Genomic DNA, 19,604 nt, shown 5'->3' with positions numbered 1-19,604 from the left:
TTAGGTGCTGTGTCGCTTTACAGCACAAAAAAGTTGCAGATTTTCAAACGGTTTTATTGTATGATATGAGGAAGCTTTAATAGACGATATTTAGACAGACAAACTTAACACATTGATCCGGAAGAGAATGGGGGGAGCAGCATGACCGAACTTACGACTACCGTCAGCAAAAGCAACTCTAACAATCTGCTGCGACGGGACGTACGGTTCTTGGGGAACATTTTAGGAGAGGTCTTGGTTCACCAAGGCGGTAACGAACTGCTAGAGATCGTGGAGAAGATCCGCGAGACCAGTAAATCGCTACGCTCACTATTTTTACCTGAACTGCATAGTGAATTTAAGGAGTTAATCAATTCTTTGGATCCGGAGAACCGTCATCAGGTAATAAGAGCGTTCGCCATTTATTTTCAATTGGTGAATATTGCCGAACAGAACCACCGGATTCGCCGTAAACGTGACTATGAACGTTCAGCTGGGGAGACAGTACAACCCGGTTCTATAGAAAGCGCTATTCAAGAGCTTCGTGAACGTGATTTCTCTCATGAGGAAGTCAACGAGATTATTGAAGGATTGTCTCTGGAACTTGTAATGACGGCACATCCAACGGAAGCTATGCGCCGTGCGATTCTCGATATTCATAAACGGATATCCGATGATGTTATGGGTCTTGATAACCCTACTTTAACTTTCCGTGAACGTGAACAGCTTCGCGAGAAGTTATTGAATGAAGTGATTACGCTTTGGCAAACGGATGAGCTGCGTGACCGCAAGCCTACAGTACTCGATGAAGTGCGTAATGGAATGTACTATTTTCATGAGACGATTTTCCATGTATTGCCTGACGTGTATCAAGAGCTTGAACGCTGTCTGAGCAAATATTATCCAGGACAGAATTGGCATGTGCCAACCTACTTACGTTTTGGATCATGGATTGGCGGAGACCGTGATGGTAACCCATCGGTAACCTCAACAGTCACTGCGCAGACTTTACGCATGCAGCGTAAGCTGGCCATTCGTGAATATCAGCGTATTATGCGTGAACTCATGAAATATCTAAGCTTTAGCACAAGTATTGTTAAAGTGACGCCTGAGCTCGTAGAATCCATCGAAGCTGATCGTCAGATCATTAACCTAGGCAAGATGGAAGAATGGCGCAATGACAATGAACCTTACCGTATTAAACTTAGCTACATGATCTCTAAGACACAAAATGTTTTGGATGATGAGAAAAAAGATACTCCTGAGCGTTATGCTACACCTGAGGAGTTCATAGATGATTTGAATGTCATTGACCGCAGTCTACGGCATCACTACGCCGACTATGTGGCCGATACTTATATTAAAAAGCTAATCCGCCAAGTGGAGCTGTTCGGATTCCATACGGCAACTCTTGACGTGCGTCAACACAGTCAAGAACATGAGAATGCCATGACAGAAATTTTGGCGAAGATGAACATTTCGCCGGACTACTCTAAGTTGACGGAGATCGAGAAGATTGATCTGCTGGAGAAATTGCTGAATGATCCACGTCCGTTGACCTCTTCTTACCAGACGTATACTGAAAGTACAGAGGAGTGTCTGGCGGTTTACCGGACGATCTTCGCATCGCAGGAAGAGTACGGCAAACAATGTATCACCAGTTATCTGATCAGTATGGCTGAAGCTGCGAGTGATATTCTGGAGGTTATGGTCTTCGCCAAAGAGGTAGGACTATTCCGCAAGGATAACGACGGTACAGTTGTATGTACCCTGCAAGCTGTGCCACTTTTTGAAACGATTGATGACTTGCATGAAGCACCGCAAATTATGAACACACTGCTCAATATGCCGATCTACCGTGATGCGGTAAGAGCAATGAATGATTTGCAGGAAATCATGCTTGGATATTCAGATAGTAATAAAGATGGCGGCGTGGTTACTGCTAACTGGGAACTGCGTGTTGCCCTAAAAGAAATTACAGCGACAGCGGATAAGTTCGGAATCAAGCTGAAGTTCTTCCATGGCCGTGGTGGAGCGCTCGGCCGCGGGGGTATGCCACTTAACCGCAGTATTCTTGCTCAGCCAGCTTCGACAATTGGCGGCGGGATTAAGATTACCGAGCAGGGAGAAGTGATCTCCTCCCGTTACTCGATGCAAGGGATTGCTTACCGCAGTCTGGAGCAAGCGACATCTGCACTTGTAACTGCAGCAATTAGTGCGAGAGTGCCACAAGCGGATCTTTATGAAGAGAAATGGGAAGAGATTGTTGCCCGGATTTCTGAAGTCTCGCTGAACAAATATCAGGATTTGATCTTCCGTGATCCGGATTTCCTGACTTATTTCAAAGAATCAACACCTCTGCCTGAGGTAGGAGAGCTTAATATCGGTTCCCGTCCTTCCAAACGGAAGAACAGCGATCGTTTTGAAGATCTGCGCGCAATTCCTTGGGTATTTGCATGGACACAAAGCCGTTATTTGCTCCCAGCCTGGTACGCTGCTGGAACCGGACTGCAGAGTTTCTATGAGGGTAAGGAAGAGAATCTGAAGATAATGCAACATATGTATGAGAACTTCTCATTCTTTACTACACTGATAGATACGCTGCAAATGGCTATTTCAAAAGCGGACTTGATCATTGCTAAGGAATACGCCAGCATGGGCAAGAACGAGGAAGCACGTCAACGGATCTTTGGCCAGATTGAAGATGAGTTTAATTTGACCTCTGAGCTAATCCTGAAGATTACAGGCCAGCAGGATATTCTGGATAACGTTCCTGTGATTCAAGAGTCGATCAGACTCCGCAATCCATACGTTGATCCGCTTAGCTACCTGCAGGTTCAATTGCTATCTGAGCTTAGAGCGCTCCGTGAAATTGATGGAGATGATAGCGAGCTGCTTCGCGAAGTATTGCTTACCATCAACGGCATTGCCGCCGGTCTTCGGAATACCGGCTGATATAGTCTTAACAACAAAAAGTCCGCCCTATTTGGGGCGGACTTTTTTTGCCTAATACAAGTTGTTGTGATCATAAACTGTATATTGCTGCTGTGAACTTTATTTGTTCCTAAATATTGGAGAGTCATACCCGATATTTCTTTATTACCCTACCCAAGTAACCGAGATGTAATCGGAGGTAATTAACGTGGCACTTATTACTTCGGTGATGGAGCAGCGTAGAGGATATTTGGAACTGTAGGAGCGCCAGCGTTCGCCTTTATCCTCAGATTTCGACCGCTATATGCGGTTTATAATCAGGAAATGTGAGGATAACAGCGACCGGAAGTCCAAATATTTCTCGGAGCTGCACTTAATCGCCTATACCAACTTGTCCAGTTTTTAACTCAGTTTACATAGAAGGTTACAATACAATCCTTGATTTTTACACAAACTTGAATTACGATTTAATTGCTTGTACCGTGGATATTTGCGAAGAAATACCAAGGGCGGCAAGTCTGGGGGAGTTAACAGGTGGAGAATTTGGAAGGCAGATTGACAAAGCTCGCCTTGAAGGGCGACCAAAGGGCATTTGCCGAGCTTGTGGAACTATATAAAGACAAAATATATCATTTAGCTTACAGGATGTTGAACAATCGCCATGAGGCGGAGGATATTGTTCAGGAGACCTTTTTGCGTGTGTATAGGAATTTGGATCGTTATGATGATAAACAGAAGTTCTCCACATGGATTTACCGGATTGGAACGAACCTCTGTATTGATAGATTGCGTAAACGAAAACCAACCTATTCGCTGGATGCTGAAATGAACGATCAGGAGGGCCTTGATGGCTATTCGTTGATTCCGAGCGACAATGTGACACCTGAGACCGAACTATTGCTCTCTGAGACGCAGGGGCTAATCTATGAAGCGATTGACAGTTTGCCTGTGAAATACAGGTCGGTGATGATTCTGAGATACCTGCAGGATCTGTCCCTTCAGGAGATTAGTGATGTCCTGGATATGCCCGTGACCACGATTAAGACGCGTGTACACCGAGGCCGTGAATTTTTGCGTAAAAAATTAGGCCCAAAAATGTAAAAATAGATTTTATTTATGAAACATCTTTTCGAGAGCGACGTATGTAAGTTAAGCAAGTCTTATGTGTCCTGACCCTTTGTCTTAGGATAATTAAATAGCACTCATGAAAGGATTGGCTCCTATGGAATGCAAACTGGCCGTCTCTATGATGCATGACTACTTGGATGACGACTTGCCCGAACAGCAGCAGAGGGAATTGAAGGAGCATCTTCTATCCTGTCCAGATTGCCGTGCAAAGTTTAAAGAATTGGAACAGACAGATATGTTGATGTTCTCCCTAATGCATCAGAATCCTGTAGCTTCAGATGATCTTGTGAGCCGGATAATGAGTTCATTGCCAAAGACTAAGAAAGAAAAAGCCTTTATTACCTGGATCAAGAGGCACCCTGCACTTACAGCGGCATCTCTATTCCTTGTCGTTATGCTGATGAGCACCGTAACTTTTTGGAGTCCAGACAGACAACTTGTAGTTAGAGGTGTTGATTTGGATCAAGTGGTCATCAAAGGGGATACTGTAATTGTACCTTCCGGCAAAATAATTACCGGAGACCTTACCATAGAGAACGGTAAAGCACAGGTATATGGAGAAGTGAACGGCAACGTGACAGTCATTGACGGATCTCTATATCAGGCTTCAACAGCTCATATTTCTGGGCAAGTCAAAAGCATAGACCAGGCAGTAAGCTGGTTCTGGTATAAAGTGACGAACATGTTCTCTGAAGTTGCCTACCGTTAATGCGGGCAGTGGTTACCTTGAGCAGGAATATTAATTAGCGCCTCTTTTTCCGGAAAGATGGCGCTTTTTTGTTTCCTTAAATTGGGTGGTTTCGGAAAGGATTGAGGGACTAAACTTGCAACTGAAGCCCGAACGTTATAACCTAGATATGATACAGAGCTAACAGACATTTTACATAAACCCAGCTAATTTGAAATGACGGGGGTTTTAGGCAATGAGTTATTTTACTGAGCTAACATGGAAAGATTCCATTAAAGATATAATTGATATCCTAATCGTCAGTTACATTATTTATAAAGTGCTTAATATGGTACGCGGGACGCGGGCGATTCAGCTTTTAAAAGGGATACTGGTTCTGGTCTTGATTTGGGCGGTAAGCACAATCTTGGACTTGTATACACTTAAATGGCTAATGAATCAAATGTTTACTTTCGGGGTCCTAGCTGTCTTTATCATTTTTCAGCCGGAACTACGAAGGGGACTGGAGCAGCTTGGACGGGGCAGATTTTTCGGACGGGCTGGAGAAAGTGACGAAGAGATCAGTAAGTTAATCGGCGAAGTGATTAAAGCCGTGAATTATTTATCTCGCAGAAAAATAGGGGCGTTAATCGTTTTTGAGCGGGAGACGGGGCTAAACGAATATACAGAGTCAGGTATACCCATGCGTTCCCTGGTAAGCTCCGAATTGCTTATTAACATCTTTATTCCCAATACACCTCTGCATGACGGAGCCCTTATTATGCAGGGAAATCAGATTGCTGCGGCTGCTTGTTACTTGCCTTTGTCCGAGAATCCTTTTATCAGCAAAGAACTGGGAACCCGGCATCGGGCTGCTATAGGAATAAGTGAGGTTGCGGACTCGGTGTCTGTCATTGTCTCAGAGGAGACAGGGCAGATTTCCCTTGCCATCAATGGCCAGATCGTTAGAGACATTAAGGAAGAATCCATGATATCGAAGCTCCATCAAGAGCTTAGTGTAAGTTCATCGCTGAAGGAGAAGGGTTCAACTTTCTGGAAACGGAAGGGGGACAAGAATCATGGATAAGTGGATGAATAATAACAATTTCAATAAGATTCTGGCCCTTGTGTTTGGGATCATTTTGTTTACGATGGTTCATGTCGATACTGCGCCTTCTGGACAGACAACAGTGGATATTAAAACAAAAACTATTGAGAATGTGAAGATTGAAGTGACCGGCCTTGACGAGGACAAATATGTCCTTGAACCCTTGGCTGTCGATAGTGTCAGTCTGGAGGTAGCGGGTAAAAATTCCGATATCTCCTTTCAGTTCTCGGATGACTATAAAGTGATGCTTGATCTGAGTAAGGTTGAACCTGGGGACACCACGTTGCCACTTTACTATAAATTACCCAAAGGTGTATCTCTGGTAAGAATGAATCCTAAAGAGGTTACTGTACATGTAGAACCGCGAAACACGAAGTCTTTTCCCATAACATTGGTTACAAAGGGAAAACCTGCAGCGGGCTATCAAATAGGCACGCCTGTCTTGCAGCCTACAGATACTGTAAAAGTGACACTTGCGGATAATGAACTAAGCAAGGTAGCCAAGATACAAGGGACTATTGAGCTTAACGGTGAGAACGAAACCTTTGTAGAAAAAAAGCTGAAGCTACACGCTTATGATAATAACGGAAATGAAATTAAAAATGCTGTAATTGAGCCTTCTACTGTATCTGTGGAATTGCCGATTACCTTACCTTTTAAGAGTGTGCCGCTGGAGATTGGCTTTACTGGGCAACTTCCAGATTCACTCGTATTATCCAAAGTGACCCCTGAGCAGGAAACGGTCGTAGTGTATGGACAAGCAGAGGCTTTAAAAGCTTTATCTGCTTATGAAGCTACAGTCGACCTTAGTGCAATAGATTCTGCGGGGACGAAACAAGTAAAGGTGGATCTGAAGGCACCGGCTGGAACGGAGAAAGTTATGCCAGAAGCTGTGAATGTTTCATTAACCATCTCAGAAATTGCTGAGCGGACGATTGAGGCGGTACCTATCAAGCTCCAAGGCGTGGGGGATGATTTGGAGGGAAGTATTGTTAATCCTTCAAGCAAGGAAATTGCGCTTACCTTAAAGGGTGCACCTGCTTTACTTGATCAACTAGATAAGAAAAATATAGGGGTTGTGGCTGATGTTAGCGGACTTTCAGCTGGAACTCACGAGGTTTCTTTGCGGGTATCATTACCCAAGTTCATCGCACTAGCCAATGCAGGGGTGCCACTTACTGTGACCGTGCAGCTGCTATCGCCTGCAGCACCAGTCCCTACGCCTCATCCGGATACGGGGGGTGTAGCTACTCCTGAACCGAGTTCTGAACCTGTTATAGGCGATGTGGAACCTACGGAGAAGCCCACGCATAGTGGAGAGGCTGGTGGAGCAACACCAACGCCTGTCCCGACGGATAGCAATCCGGAGAATAACGGCACAGCTAACACAAGTACGAATTCCGAGAATCCTGTAGGTACAGGCGGGACGTAATCTTTTGAGCCCAGAGGTACACCAAAATAGTATGCAATTCATATGATAGTACATTAAGCTAACGTAGCGTATTCAAAGGAGAAAAATAATGGGGAAGTATTTTGGAACTGACGGTGTGCGGGGAGTAGCAAACCGTGAATTGACTGCAGAAATGGCTTATAGTATTGGCCGTTGTGGAGGATATGTACTAGCGGGTAACTTGGATAAACCGAAGGTTGTTATCGGAATGGATACACGTATTTCCGGTCCTTTATTGGAATCCGCGCTGATAGCGGGCTTATTGTCTATTGGAGCCGATGTAATCCGTATAGGCGTAGTGAGTACCCCTGCTGTTGCTTATATTACGAGATTGTTAAAAGCAGACGCAGGCGTCATGATTTCAGCTTCTCACAATCCTGTAGAGGATAACGGCATTAAGTTCTTTGGTGGGGATGGCTTCAAGCTTACAGATGAAACTGAACTGCGCATTGAAGAGCTTATGGATGCTGAGGTAGATGAATTGCCACGTCCTATCGGTTCGGGTTTAGGTATGGTTACCGTAGATAATGATGCTAAGTATCTTTATCTGGAGTATTTGAAAACTACCATTTCTCAGGACTTTAAGGGAATCAAGGTTGTACTGGACTGTGCGCATGGCGCAGCGTATGAGCTTGCTCCAAGACTGTTCAGAGAGCTTGGCGCTGAGGTTATTTCTATCGGGGCTGAGCCAGATGGATTGAATATTAATGATGGATTTGGTTCGACACATCCAGAGACTTTGCGTGAAGAAGTCTTGCGTCATGGAGCCGATCTGGGACTTGCTTTTGACGGAGATGCTGACCGCCTGATCGCTATTGATAATAACGGTGATGAAGTCGATGGCGACTTTATCCTTTGTATTTGTGGTGATGCCATGAACCGTGCAGGTAAGCTGAAGGATAGCACGATTGTATCAACTGTTATGAGTAACATCGGATTCTATAAAGCTACCGAGAAATTATCCCTGAATACTGCTAAGACAGCTGTAGGGGATCGTTATGTTATGGAAGAAATGCGTCGTGGGGGCTTTAATCTAGGCGGAGAACAGTCTGGACATGTTATTTTCCTGGATTACAATACAACTGGTGATGGTATTCTTACAGCTATTCAGCTGGTAGATACGCTTAAGGCTACAGGCAAACAGCTTAGCGAAGTTAAGAGTATGATGACTAAATACCCGCAGGTGCTGGTTAATGTTCGTGTACAGGATAAGACTAATTACCCTAATAACCCGGCTATAGAAGCGGCTATCGCTGAAGTTGAAGGTAAGCTAGGTGACAATGGCCGTGTGCTTGTACGTCCGTCAGGTACGGAATCTCTAATCCGCGTTATGGCAGAGGGACCAGATAAGTCAGATCTAGATCTTTATGTGAATCAAATTGTGGAAGTAGTTCAACGCGAATTGGTATAATCCATTACCTTAACTATAAGGCTGGTGCAGTGAGCGAGAGCGATTCGGACTCGTTGCACCAGTGTTATTTTATTTTAGGATTGGATCGTTTGAACTGCTTTTGTAAAATTTAGGTTGATGCGCCATTGCCAAAGTACAACAAGGTGCATATAATAGATTAAGTGTCATTCTAGAAGGAAAGCGGGGATTGTGAGGTTAGCAATAGCAAGCGCCAGAGCTTGGTCTAGCGCGGGGGAGAAGGGAAAGCTGCTTACTTGTTATGTAGGCTATGGCTTGAACGGATCACGGCAGACGTAAGCTGACGAGGTGGAGGTGTTCGAAATGTTCGGCGGGGACCTCCCGGTGATGCACCAGAGCCGTAAATGGATACGGAAAATGAAAGGGCGACCTTTCACACAACGTTTTCATGGGTGCAACAAATTATATTATTCATGTGTGCGCGCATCAGAAGGAAACACGTTATTTCTGCCACGGCAGAGGAGAAGGCTGTGCATTTCATGAACATTAGAATGTAAGTGACAGTTTATTTTGTTGATCCTAAAATACAACAGAATATTTGCTTTTTCTCAAAAACATGCCGCACGGCACGTTTCTTTCCTTATGCCGCCACATTACGATAACTCGGACGGGGGAAATTATAATGTGTGGTATTGTAGGATATATTGGTAATCAGAATTCGCAGGGGATCTTGGTTGAGGGTTTGAAGAAATTGGAATATCGTGGATATGATTCCGCTGGTATTGCTGTATTCACCCAAGAAGGACTGCAAGTAGTGAAAGCTCAAGGCCGTTTGGCGAATCTGCAGTCGAAGCTCGAAGACAGCCCGCTGGCAGGTAGCGCAGGTATCGGACACACACGCTGGGCGACTCACGGTAAACCATCCGATGAGAATTCACATCCACATACGGATAACAGCATGAAGTTCTCGGTAGTTCACAACGGTATTGTCGAAAACTATCTGGATCTGAAAGAAGAGCTGATCGCTGGCGGATGCCACTTTGTCTCTGAAACCGATACAGAAGTTATTTCACATCTGATTGCTCGCGAATATGACGGAGATATCGTGAAGGCTGTACAAAAAGCGATTACGTTCATGCGCGGTGCGTTTGCATTAGGCGTCCTGACTGAATATGAACCAGATAAACTGGTGGCTGTGCGTCAAGCTAGCCCGCTCATTATCGGTCTTGGCGAAGGAGAAAACTTTATCGGGTCAGATATTCCGGCACTGCTTGAATATACCCGTAACGTATATATTTTGAACGACGGCGAAATGGCTGTGCTGACAAGAGATGCTGTCGAATTGATGACGATTGAAGGCAATTTTATTTCTCGGGAAATGATTACTGTCGATTGGGATGCAGTTACCGCAGAAAAAGGCGGCTACGAGCATTTCATGCTGAAAGAAATACACGAGCAACCTAAGGCTTACCGCGACACCATGCGTGGTCGTATCAATGCCGAAGGTAACAAGGTTGTATTGCCTGAACTGAACATGACTGAAGAACAAATCAAGAACATTCGTAACATTCAAGTCGTTGCTTGCGGAACGGCATACAACGCTGGTGTGGTAGGACGTACTATGATCGAATCTTTGGTTCGTATTCCGGTTGAGAATGATATCGCTTCGGAATATCGTTACCGTTCACCAATCGTGACTCCAGAAACTTTGGTTATCGTAGTCAGCCAATCCGGTGAGACTGCAGATACTTTGGCAGCTCTGCGTGAAGCGCAAGCTAACGGGGCACACGTATTGGCGATCACTAACGTAGTGGGCAGTTCTATTGCTCGGGAAGCAAACGATGTGTTGGTAACCTTGGCGGGTCCGGAAATTGCAGTAGCTTCGACCAAAGCTTACACTTCACAATTGATCGCATTTGGATTGTTTGCTCTTTACTTGGCTGAAGTTCGTGGTACACAAACCGAAGCACAAGTTACTAAGATTCTTGCAGCTATGCAATCTCTACCAGAGCAAGTAGAAGAGATCCTAGCTCAAAAAGAAGCGATCAAAGGTTATGCTGAACAAATTTCTGAGCACAAAAACTTGTTCTTCATCGGCCGCGGCGTAGACTACGCTGTTGCTCAAGAAGGATCCTTGAAGCTGAAAGAAATTTCTTATATTCACTCCGAAGCTTATGCTGCAGGTGAATTGAAACACGGTACATTGGCTCTGATCGAAGAAGGGGTTCCAGTTATTGCCCTGGCAACTCAGGAAGCTGTACTTGAGAAGACCGTCAGCAACATCAAAGAAGTGAAAGCTCGCGGCGCAGATGTGCTGGCAATCACGCACCAAGAGCATTTAACTGACCTGCTTAGATCAGTTGATCAAGTGTTCGTGATTCCTAAAACACTGCCAATGCTGACAGCAGCTTTGTCCGTAGTGCCTCTGCAATTATTGTCCTATTATGCTTCTCTTGCGCTGGGTCATGATGTGGATAAACCACGTAACTTGGCGAAGAGTGTTACTGTGGAGTAGAATTGGTGATGTGAAAGTACAGTTGTGTCAAAACAAAATAAAGTATTAGACTGATGAATAAAGTGTTAGACTCGGAAAATAAAGTATTAGACTAAGAAAATAAAGTTGTAGACTAAGAAAATAAAGTATTAGACTAGGTTGATTGGCAATAATGCTACTAAGAGCTCTATTACTGTCTACAGATTACACAACTAGATTAACATCATGACTTCAATCAGGGCTGCCTTCGGGTAGCCCTGATTTCTTTTAAGGGGGGATAGATTATGGTGAAGCGCAAGCGCGAAATAACAGATGCAAAGATTGAAAGGTTTATCAAAGAAGGCAGAGGTCAAGGAACGGGAGCGAACTATCTTCCATGGCTGCGAGTACAAGATGTGCCGTCGATAGGCAGATCGACACGTGGTGTCGGTTGGACTACAAGTAGGCTGCACACCTTTCTGTCTGATTTGGAGCGTGATTATTTCTATGTGCTAGATTTTGCTGATGATGTAACGGATATACGAGAGCAGTATCCACTACTTCCACTCGAGGAAACGAAATTAATTGCAGAAAAACTAGGTATTGAACATCCCAAAGATCCCAAGACTGGCGTGGATATCGTTATGACGACGGATTTTGTTATTACATATAAAGATAAAGAATTTGCAAGAACGATTAAGCCAGCTAAAGAGTTGGAGAATGACCGCATACTAGAGAAATTTGAAATTAAACGAATATACTGGGAATCTCATCAAGTTGATTGGGGAGTTGTGACTGAACGAGATTTACCATATACATTGATTCGCAATGTCGAATGGATTCATAAGGAGTATCACAATGATGATGTACGGTCATTAGGGATATTTGCTGTTCAAAGTTTGGAGCGGTTGCTGGTAGCTTCGCTGTTGTCAGGCACAACGATAGCAAAAGCATGTCTGCACTGTGATGAGCAAATGGGGTTGGAAGCCGGTACTTCATTAGCTATGTTTAGACATTTTCTAGCTCGGAAGATTTGGGTGGTTAATATGGATGAGAAAATCAATCCATCGAGTAGTGCTAAAGGTTTTCATGTTATTGAAGCAAACGATTTATTGTCGAAAGGCGGCTAAGTTATGCATCTACTCTATGAAAATATGGTTGTCGAATGGCAATTACCCGAATCCGATCTGCGTCAGATCGAGAGAATACTATGGATTGCCCCCAACAAAGAATATCTCTATTGTATTGCAATGGATGACGATAAGGCTTTTCCTGTTATGAAAACTTATTCCGAGTATACTGCAGGCCTTGTATCGAATTTGTGCAAGCAAGTGGAATGGATTAATGATAACGTGCCAGTAATTGATGCTGAAATTGCTTCAGAACATTTGGGGCTTCGAGAAAAATCGTGGGATACGATCAAAGATATTGTACTGGATGAACCTAACTGCTATGACAAGCGCTTCAGAGGAGCTCGAATTCGAGAAATTCAGGAGTTGACTTCTATTCATAAAAGCACTATCTATCGCTATTTACGTAGATATTGGCAAGGTGGAAAAATGAAAAACACGTTGCTACCACACTATGATAATTGTGGTAGTTACGGCAAAGAGCGTACTCCTTCCGAAGCGAAACGAGGACGGCCTCGAAAGTTCGAAGATGAGCCGGTAGGCATCAACATTGATGAGGATATCAAGCAGTTGCTTAGATCTGGAATTCGATTATTTTATAATACAAAGAAAAAGTCTCCTTTGAAACACGCATATCAAAAAACGTTGGAAAAGTTTTTTGCAAACGGGTATCGCCATGAAGGACAAGCTATAATCCCCATTCTTCCTCCTCCGGAGAAGTTACCCACTTTTGGTCAATATAAGTATTGGTTTCAGAAAGAAATGAATCTTGAAGATACGCTGAAAAGTCGATTCGGAAAAAAGAGATACGAATTGAATTATCGCCCGATACTCGGAAGTTCCACACAAGAAAGCTTTGGTCCGGGTTCCAGGTTTCAAATTGATGCTACGGTTGCAGATGTTTATCTGGTTAGCGAATATCAACGGGAGTGGATTATTGGCCGCCCGATTGTTTATATTGTCATTGATGTATTTAGCCGCTATATAACAGGTATTTATATTGGACTAGAAGGCCCGAGTTGGGTTGGCGCCATGATGGCTTTAGCCAATACAACGGCAGATAAAGTCAGGTACTGTGCCGAATACGACATAGAAATTACTGAGTCTGAGTGGATGAGTAGCCATTTGCCGCAGAAGCTCACAGCAGATCGTGGCGAGCTTGAAGGCGATAAGCCTTCTCGACTCATAGACGTTCTAGGTGTAGATGTAGAGAACGCCCCGCCTTACAGAGCGGATTGGAAAGGGATTGTAGAGCAGCAATTTCGACTAGTGAATCTGCGAAGCATTTCATTTGTACCTGGAGCAATTAAGCAGCGCTACAGAGAGCGCGGTGAACGAGATTATCGGCTTGATGCTAAATTAACGCTGCGAGAGTTTACTCAAATTATGATCAATTACGTTCTCTATCATAACAATAACCATCACATGCTCTGGTACGATCGCAATGAATTTATGGTAGCCGACAATGTATCACCGATACCGCGTGAATTATGGCAATGGGGAGTTATCAATCGAACGGGTCGTTTAAAGAAACTTCCTGAAGCTATTGTTAAGCTTAATCTGCTCCCACAAGGAGAAGCTACCGTGACATCCGCAGGCATTCAATTCAAAGGTATCCACTACGGCTGTGATCTAGCAATGCGTGAACAATGGTTCATTCAAGCAAGGGTCGGTAAGACTTGGCGAGTAAAAGTATGCTACGACCCACGTTCAACCAACGAAATCTACTTGTGGTTAGATGATGGGAGACAGTTTGAAATATGTACGTTACTTAATCGAGAAGAACGATATCTCAACAAGAGATTCGAAGAAGTTGATGATTTATTAGAAATCGAGCGTTATGACGGAAGGAATCATGAGGTAAATAACATGCTGGCTAAGATCGACTTGGACGCGCAGACCAAGGCCATTGTAGAGGAGGCAACAAAGAAAACCAATGAAGCGCTTCGTCATAGTGACACAAGTAGCAATCAGCGTGTTAAAGGGATTAGAAGGAATCGAAGTGAAGAGAAGCAACTGCAACGACAACAAGAGGTCTTTCATTTATCTGAACCTCGTGCAGGCGAAGAAGGTCCAGTAGTCGATAATGTCGTACCAATGAAACGAGACGGAGTAACAAAATCGCAAGAAACTTATATTCCTCCAGCTGACAAGCTGTCCAAGATTAAAGCCTATTTGCAGGAAGAAGTTGATGAAGAGTGAGCGAAATAGACGTTCCTTTATTTCATTTCAGTCGAGGATTATTTATAGAAGCTGATTATCAAGACCCTCTCCTTGAGGATTATCGAAACAATCCACTTCTGGAGGCGTTGCCACCTATTTGGGATGATAGAACTGTAGCCAAGAAACTATCATCCCATCCGAGTTTTAATGTCTCTGAACGTGAGTTGCCTGTCCATTTGAGAATGCATTGCGTTCAGCGTATTTCAAGAGAGTTCTTTCAACCGCTATCAAGACATCTGGAACTGCAACAAAGCATTTCTAGGTTAATCAGGGACGGCTATGTCGGACGTAACCCGCTTACCCCGAATTATGCCTTCAGAGCTCGTAAAGACGCATATGAACTCATTATGAAGGGAAACACAAACGGATATCCCGTGAACACACCAACATCGGCGGGTTTTGCATTGGTTGGTATATCCGGAATCGGAAAATCGAGCAGTCTGATGCGCATTATTCAGATGTATCCACAAGTAATATTACATCGAAAATATAAAGGCAAGGATATGCCTGCTCCATATCAGATCGTGTGGTTGAAAATGGACTGCCCGCATGACGGTTCCATCCGAGGGTTATGTTTGAATTTTCTACTAGCAGTTGATAGCTTGGTCGGCACGAAATATTACAAGAAGAATACGACGAAGACGACGGATGAATTATTGCCAATTATGGCACAGGCAGCTGCTGTCCATTGTCTAGGTGTGCTTGTGATTGATGAAATTCAAAACTTACAAGAAGCTAAGGATGATCGGGCTGCACAAATGCTGAACTTTTTCGTCCAACTAGTTAATACGATCGGTCTTCCAGTTATTCTTGTCGGCACTTATAAAGCGTTGCCGGCTTTGAATGGAGAATTCAGAAATGCGCGGCGCAATAGTGGGCAAGGTGATGCTACATGGCATCAATTTCAAAAGGATGAAGAATGGGAATGGCTTCTAAAAGGCCTGTGGAAATATCAGTGGACTGACAAAAAGGTTGATTTGACACCGGGATTTATCGATGTCATGTATGAGGAATCGCAAGGCATATCGGATATTGCTATCAAGTTGTTTATGTTAACGCAATGGCGCGCACTGGATAAAGAAATCGAGCATATAACCACGGAGATGATTCGTTCGGTTGCGAGAGATCGGTTCACGCTGATTAAGCCTGCACTTGAAGCACTTCGTTCAGGGAAAAAGAGTCGAATTCAGAAGTTCGCCGACATCTATGACAGCGTTTCTATAGATGACTACTTGGACAGAATTGAAGCGGAGAAACGGAAATCTGAGCGACTTGAGATTATAAAGACTGAGCTTGGTTATGACCTGAAGGAGCAGACGATTACTGAAGTTAACGGATGGTTGATTGAGGCTGGCATAGAAGAATCTATTGCATTTAAAGCGGCAAAAGCTGTAGTCCAAGAGCATCTTCATGAAATAGATGTAATTGATCTTCACAAAGAAGCGCTCAAGCTTACGCTACAGGAGCAAAATTATGTAGTCTCCACTCACAAACCTACTCAACGAATTAAATCAAAAGCAAAGTCATTACCAACTGAACCTAATGATTTACGTGTTATTGTGACTCAGGGTAAAAAGAAAAAATTAGCAGCGTATGATTCCTTGAAAGTTGCAGGATACATTAAAGATCCAATGGAGTTTATCAGTTATAAGGTGGTGAATTAATGAGCGGATTTGGAGGGCTACCTCTCCCTTACCCGGACGAGTTACTATATGGCGTTATTTCGCGATATCACTTGAGAATGAATAACCCTAGTCCGAAATGGACGTTAAGAGAAGTATTAGGGACAGAAAATGTGATCCCTACGCTGGACCTTCCAAGTCATCTCGATAGTTTGTCTCAGCGAAGCCAGATCACGAAACTGTCTTCCGACGAGTGGATCGATGAACATACTTTTTATTCGTACTATGCCCCCTTCCTTCCGGCGGAACGTCGCATACGCTTAAGGCAGATGATGAAGAGTGATAATGGCTCGGGTATTCATTTGATGGTCGGAATTACGGCTAGTTCGGTGGATCGTAACTGTGACTTACGATTATGTTGTTTATGCTTTGACGAAGACATCATGAAGTATGGAGAACCATACTGGCATCGAACACATCAGGCTGCAGGAGTAATGGTTTGTCCAAAACATAATATTCTACTGCATAGAATCACTCACCCTGTTTCAGATAGGCATGGTTTAACAGAGCTACCTATTTCGAGAAACTTGTTTCAGTCCGAGCCCGTGCTATTGAATTTTCAGGAGAGATTTCTATTGCGCTTACAGGAAATCGCTCAAGATGTTCAATTGTTGCTTAGCAATGGAAGTTCAATTGAACTATACAACTTAAGAGAAGCTTTACTACATAAATTATCCGAACGAGGCTGGTTAACACCAAACAATCGGATTCGACAACGTGAGCTTGAAGAACAGTTCATTACATACTATAGCAAAGAATTGTTGGAGCTACTTGGGTGTATGACTTATGGAGATCATCACTATTGGTTGGCAGTCGCAACAAGGAAGGCTCGTAGGGCGATTCATCCCTTAAGGCAGTTGCTTCTCATACGGTTTCTTTTTGGGTCTTTTAAAAGATTTATGGAGCAAAGAACAATAGGTTATTCTCCTTTTGGAAATGGTCCGTGGCCTTGTCTGAATAAGGCGGCAGATCATTATAAGGAACAACTGATCAAAGATGTACGGATTACACGTTGCTCAGACACCGGTAGACCGGTTGGTACTTTCGCTTGTAGTTGTGGATTCATTTATTCAAGGAGAGGCCCAGACCAAAAGCTAGAAGATCGTTATCGGATTGGTCGCATTAAAGCATTCGGTCTTGTCTGGAAGAATCAACTGGCTTTTTACATGAAGAACGGCTTATCTTACCGATCTGCTGCAAAGAAACTCGGAGTGGATACGAACACCGTTATCAAGTACACAAGAAATGAACCGGCTCTTGATATTGTTTGTCATGAGGTCAATTTACCCTCTTCCCTAACAGTAAAAGAAAAAGTTCCAAGAAATATTAATGCACCATCTGTTCGAGTGGATTGGGAGAAACGCGACCTTGAATTCAGCTGGGAGGTTCAAGAGGCTTGCAAAAAGTTGCTTGATAATCAACATAGTAAGCCTATTCGAATTACAATTGGCTCAATTGGAAAGCGCATTGGAAAGCTTTCGTTACTTGAAAAGCATAAGGACAAGCTTCCAGTCACTATGGCAATTTTATCGAACTATCTCGAAACAGTGGACCACTTTCAATTACGTAGAATTCAATGGACGGTAGAACAAATGCATGAAGAGTTCCCGATTAAACGATGGAAATTAATCAGAAAAGCAGGTATACGGCCGGGCTACTCTAATATTGTTTCTGAGGCGCTAGATTATTATAGTGGTTCTGGATTGCATACTTTGAACTTCGCAGATGGGGGGACAACACAGTGGCTGCAATAGAATTCCGTCCGTGGCCGTTCGAAGTGAATGAGGATGTAGAATTGCTTTGGTTTGGCTCGCCTTACACCGATTACAAAGGTGATTGGAGAGTTCGGGTTGGCTTTAGAAGGATTTCGGGTGAAATTAGGGTCTTGAGTCACTCTTGGGGACGGCTTCCCTTATTGCGAATTGGCCAAATTTATACGAACGGTGTGCTTAATCAAGTCCGTCCAATGAGTGGCTCGTCGTATACAGTCACTATTCCCGCACTTAATAACGGTAAAGTGGTAAATGGATTTCAAGTACCAAAGCGTCTTATTGATTTTGGAAAGAATCCAGAGCTTGGTACACAAAAGATCGTTCAGTATGCCATTGGAGATATAACATTATGTATTCCGGCGTTAGAGCTAATCAGAGCTATGTTTATTAATTCGAGGCTACTGGCATATTCGTTGTTGCAGCCGCATGGATTGGAACAGCTTATTGATAACAGTCACCTTAATAAGAATATTCTCCATTTTCATTTAGGGTCTCGTGTTCCTAATACGATGGCCACGGAGAGTAATGCACGTCATATATCATGGATTTACTTGGATGATAGAATAAAAGCGATGTGGGATTCTGTTTATCATTTGCTGTTCAGTCGGGCAATAGCTGAGTCTCCTACTAATCCCACAAAGGTATTAAGAAAAGGAGCTCCTCTTGATGTAACGCTGCCACCTACAGGCCCAATCGAAATGATCGTACGCGGTGATAAATTTATCAATATGATTTTAGTGAAAGAGATTATGGGATTCTCGGGCTTCACGCACCCGGCGAGTAAAATTGAATTCTTTCATCATTCTAAAAAGCGGCAGGAATCTTCATTTGGTGATAGACGCTTAAGGTTAACCACTCAATCCAAGAATGACGATATGATCATAAATGATGACAGTGAAAATGCCAAAGAGGATACTAATCAGGATGTCCTTGAGGCACCGCCTACCTTTATGAAATTCATTAACTACCCAATTGTAATAACTCTTAAGAAGGATGTAAGGCGGACGAATGCTGGGAACGATGTCTTAGTCAGTACCGGCAGAGGCGGTAAGAATTCAGAGGAGCCTAAAGAAGTCAGTGTTCAGGATTCAATTGTAGGTGGTGACACGCCACCAATTGATTTTAAAACACTAGAAATGGTTCCGATTACTGAAGCCATCGGACTGGAAGAGTTCTTTAAGATGATTAGCGTGTTGAAGGAAATGACTTCGTATACTATTCGTATGTCTGTGGTTCGTATTCCGCCAGGTAAACGGTTCTCGATTTGTCCTAATGGAGCGAGACGGACTTGTGCAATTGTTCAGGTGACCAACCCGGTGGTCACAAAATACATTCTAGAGGTTGCAAGGCCGGATGATTGGTCGGTATCGACTCTTATCTTACAACCACCGCAAGATATGTCACTCAAAGTAATAGAAAGTGAAATTAAGCTGCTTTTGGATGGGTTATTGCAGAAAAGTGGTCACTGGGATAAGTACTTATTGAAACGGTCTAAGAAGTTGAGCATTGAGAAGGTTAAACATTATCAGAATGATACCGTCAGTGATTGGACATTTCGTATACATGATAAGATTCATCAATGATTTAATAGAATTACTCTAGTAGGTCATGAACATCTCGTGTAGAATAAGTGTTATACAGTATTTTCCTCCTGGTCAAATAGTCATACTTGTGATATCCTGGTTCAAA

The 19,604-nt window shown here is 43.4% G+C and carries 12 protein-coding genes; all 12 read left to right on the top strand.

The features are described 5' to 3' along the window. The first annotated feature begins 141 nt into the window (after nt 1-141). The 12 genes from ppc to MHB56_RS11280 all read left to right on the top strand — a co-directional run bounded on the left by ppc (nt 142) and on the right by MHB56_RS11280 (nt 19,498). Nucleotides 142-2,934: a phosphoenolpyruvate carboxylase gene (gene ppc / locus MHB56_RS11335; protein ID WP_038573414.1), complete on the top strand. Its 2,793-nt coding sequence runs from the start codon at nt 142-144 to the stop codon at nt 2,932-2,934. 513 nt (nt 2,935-3,447) lie between these two features. Beyond that, nucleotides 3,448-4,014 (top strand): RNA polymerase sigma factor SigW, encoded by a 567-nt coding sequence (sigW, locus tag MHB56_RS11330; protein WP_036681288.1) that lies wholly within the window; start codon nt 3,448-3,450, stop codon nt 4,012-4,014. Nucleotides 4,015-4,135: 121 nt separating this feature from the next. After that, nucleotides 4,136-4,750 carry a zf-HC2 domain-containing protein gene (locus MHB56_RS11325; RefSeq protein ID WP_036681404.1) on the top strand — a complete coding sequence of 205 codons (615 nt, stop codon included), beginning with the start codon at nt 4,136-4,138 and terminating at the stop codon, nt 4,748-4,750. Between the two features lie 214 nt (nt 4,751-4,964). Then, a complete protein-coding gene (gene cdaA, locus MHB56_RS11320; RefSeq protein WP_036681290.1) occupies nt 4,965-5,795 on the top strand; it encodes a diadenylate cyclase CdaA in 831 nt (276 codons plus the stop codon). Then, nucleotides 5,788-7,248 carry a CdaR family protein gene (locus MHB56_RS11315; protein ID WP_341143596.1) on the top strand — a complete coding sequence of 487 codons (1,461 nt, stop codon included), beginning with the start codon at nt 5,788-5,790 and terminating at the stop codon, nt 7,246-7,248. The genes cdaA and MHB56_RS11315 overlap by 8 nt, the downstream gene beginning before the upstream one ends. A gap of 88 nt (nt 7,249-7,336) precedes the next feature. Beyond that, nucleotides 7,337-8,677 (top strand): phosphoglucosamine mutase, encoded by a 1,341-nt coding sequence (gene glmM, locus MHB56_RS11310; protein WP_076129780.1) that lies wholly within the window; start codon nt 7,337-7,339, stop codon nt 8,675-8,677. Between the two features lie 640 nt (nt 8,678-9,317). Beyond that, the gene (gene glmS / locus MHB56_RS11305) at nt 9,318-11,150 is read left to right on the top strand and encodes a glutamine--fructose-6-phosphate transaminase (isomerizing) (protein WP_076129781.1); all 1,833 of its coding nucleotides are present in this window, start codon (nt 9,318-9,320) and stop codon (nt 11,148-11,150) included. Nucleotides 11,151-11,413: 263 nt separating this feature from the next. After that, complete coding sequence (locus MHB56_RS11300) at nt 11,414-12,238, top strand: TnsA endonuclease N-terminal domain-containing protein (protein ID WP_341143595.1); 825 nt, start codon at nt 11,414-11,416, stop codon at nt 12,236-12,238. A 3-nt stretch (nt 12,239-12,241) separates the two neighbouring features. Beyond that, nucleotides 12,242-14,440 (top strand): Mu transposase C-terminal domain-containing protein, encoded by a 2,199-nt coding sequence (locus MHB56_RS11295; protein ID WP_341143594.1) that lies wholly within the window; start codon nt 12,242-12,244, stop codon nt 14,438-14,440. After that, a complete protein-coding gene (locus tag MHB56_RS11290; protein WP_341143593.1) occupies nt 14,437-16,125 on the top strand; it encodes an AAA family ATPase in 1,689 nt (562 codons plus the stop codon). The genes MHB56_RS11295 and MHB56_RS11290 overlap by 4 nt, the downstream gene beginning before the upstream one ends. Further along, the gene (locus MHB56_RS11285) at nt 16,125-17,897 is read left to right on the top strand and encodes a TnsD family Tn7-like transposition protein (RefSeq protein ID WP_341143592.1); all 1,773 of its coding nucleotides are present in this window, start codon (nt 16,125-16,127) and stop codon (nt 17,895-17,897) included. Before MHB56_RS11290 ends, MHB56_RS11285 begins: the two co-directional genes overlap by 1 nt. Next, nucleotides 17,885-19,498 (top strand): Tn7-like element transposition protein TnsE, encoded by a 1,614-nt coding sequence (locus MHB56_RS11280; protein ID WP_341143591.1) that lies wholly within the window; start codon nt 17,885-17,887, stop codon nt 19,496-19,498. Before MHB56_RS11285 ends, MHB56_RS11280 begins: the two co-directional genes overlap by 13 nt. Nucleotides 19,499-19,604 lie beyond the last annotated feature (106 nt).

The sequence above is a fragment of the Paenibacillus sp. FSL H8-0315 genome (genome assembly GCF_038005365.1).
In the GTDB taxonomy this organism is placed as follows: Bacteria; Bacillota; Bacilli; order Paenibacillales; family Paenibacillaceae; genus Paenibacillus_AQ; species Paenibacillus_AQ odorifer.
Note: the sequence above shows the minus strand (reverse complement) of the source record. Positions and strands in the feature narration are given on the sequence as shown.

Coding starts and splice junctions, on each gene's coding strand:
- MHB56_RS11295 (WP_341143594.1), top strand. CDS start 12,242: ATGCATCTACTCTATGAAAATATGGTTGTCGAATGGCAATTACCCGAA.
- MHB56_RS11285 (WP_341143592.1), top strand. CDS start 16,125: ATGAGCGGATTTGGAGGGCTACCTCTCCCTTACCCGGACGAGTTACTA.
- MHB56_RS11325 (WP_036681404.1), top strand. CDS start 4,136: ATGGAATGCAAACTGGCCGTCTCTATGATGCATGACTACTTGGATGAC.
- glmS (WP_076129781.1), top strand. CDS start 9,318: ATGTGTGGTATTGTAGGATATATTGGTAATCAGAATTCGCAGGGGATC.
- MHB56_RS11315 (WP_341143596.1), top strand. CDS start 5,788: ATGGATAAGTGGATGAATAATAACAATTTCAATAAGATTCTGGCCCTT.
- MHB56_RS11300 (WP_341143595.1), top strand. CDS start 11,414: ATGGTGAAGCGCAAGCGCGAAATAACAGATGCAAAGATTGAAAGGTTT.
- cdaA (WP_036681290.1), top strand. CDS start 4,965: ATGAGTTATTTTACTGAGCTAACATGGAAAGATTCCATTAAAGATATA.
- ppc (WP_038573414.1), top strand. CDS start 142: ATGACCGAACTTACGACTACCGTCAGCAAAAGCAACTCTAACAATCTG.
- glmM (WP_076129780.1), top strand. CDS start 7,337: ATGGGGAAGTATTTTGGAACTGACGGTGTGCGGGGAGTAGCAAACCGT.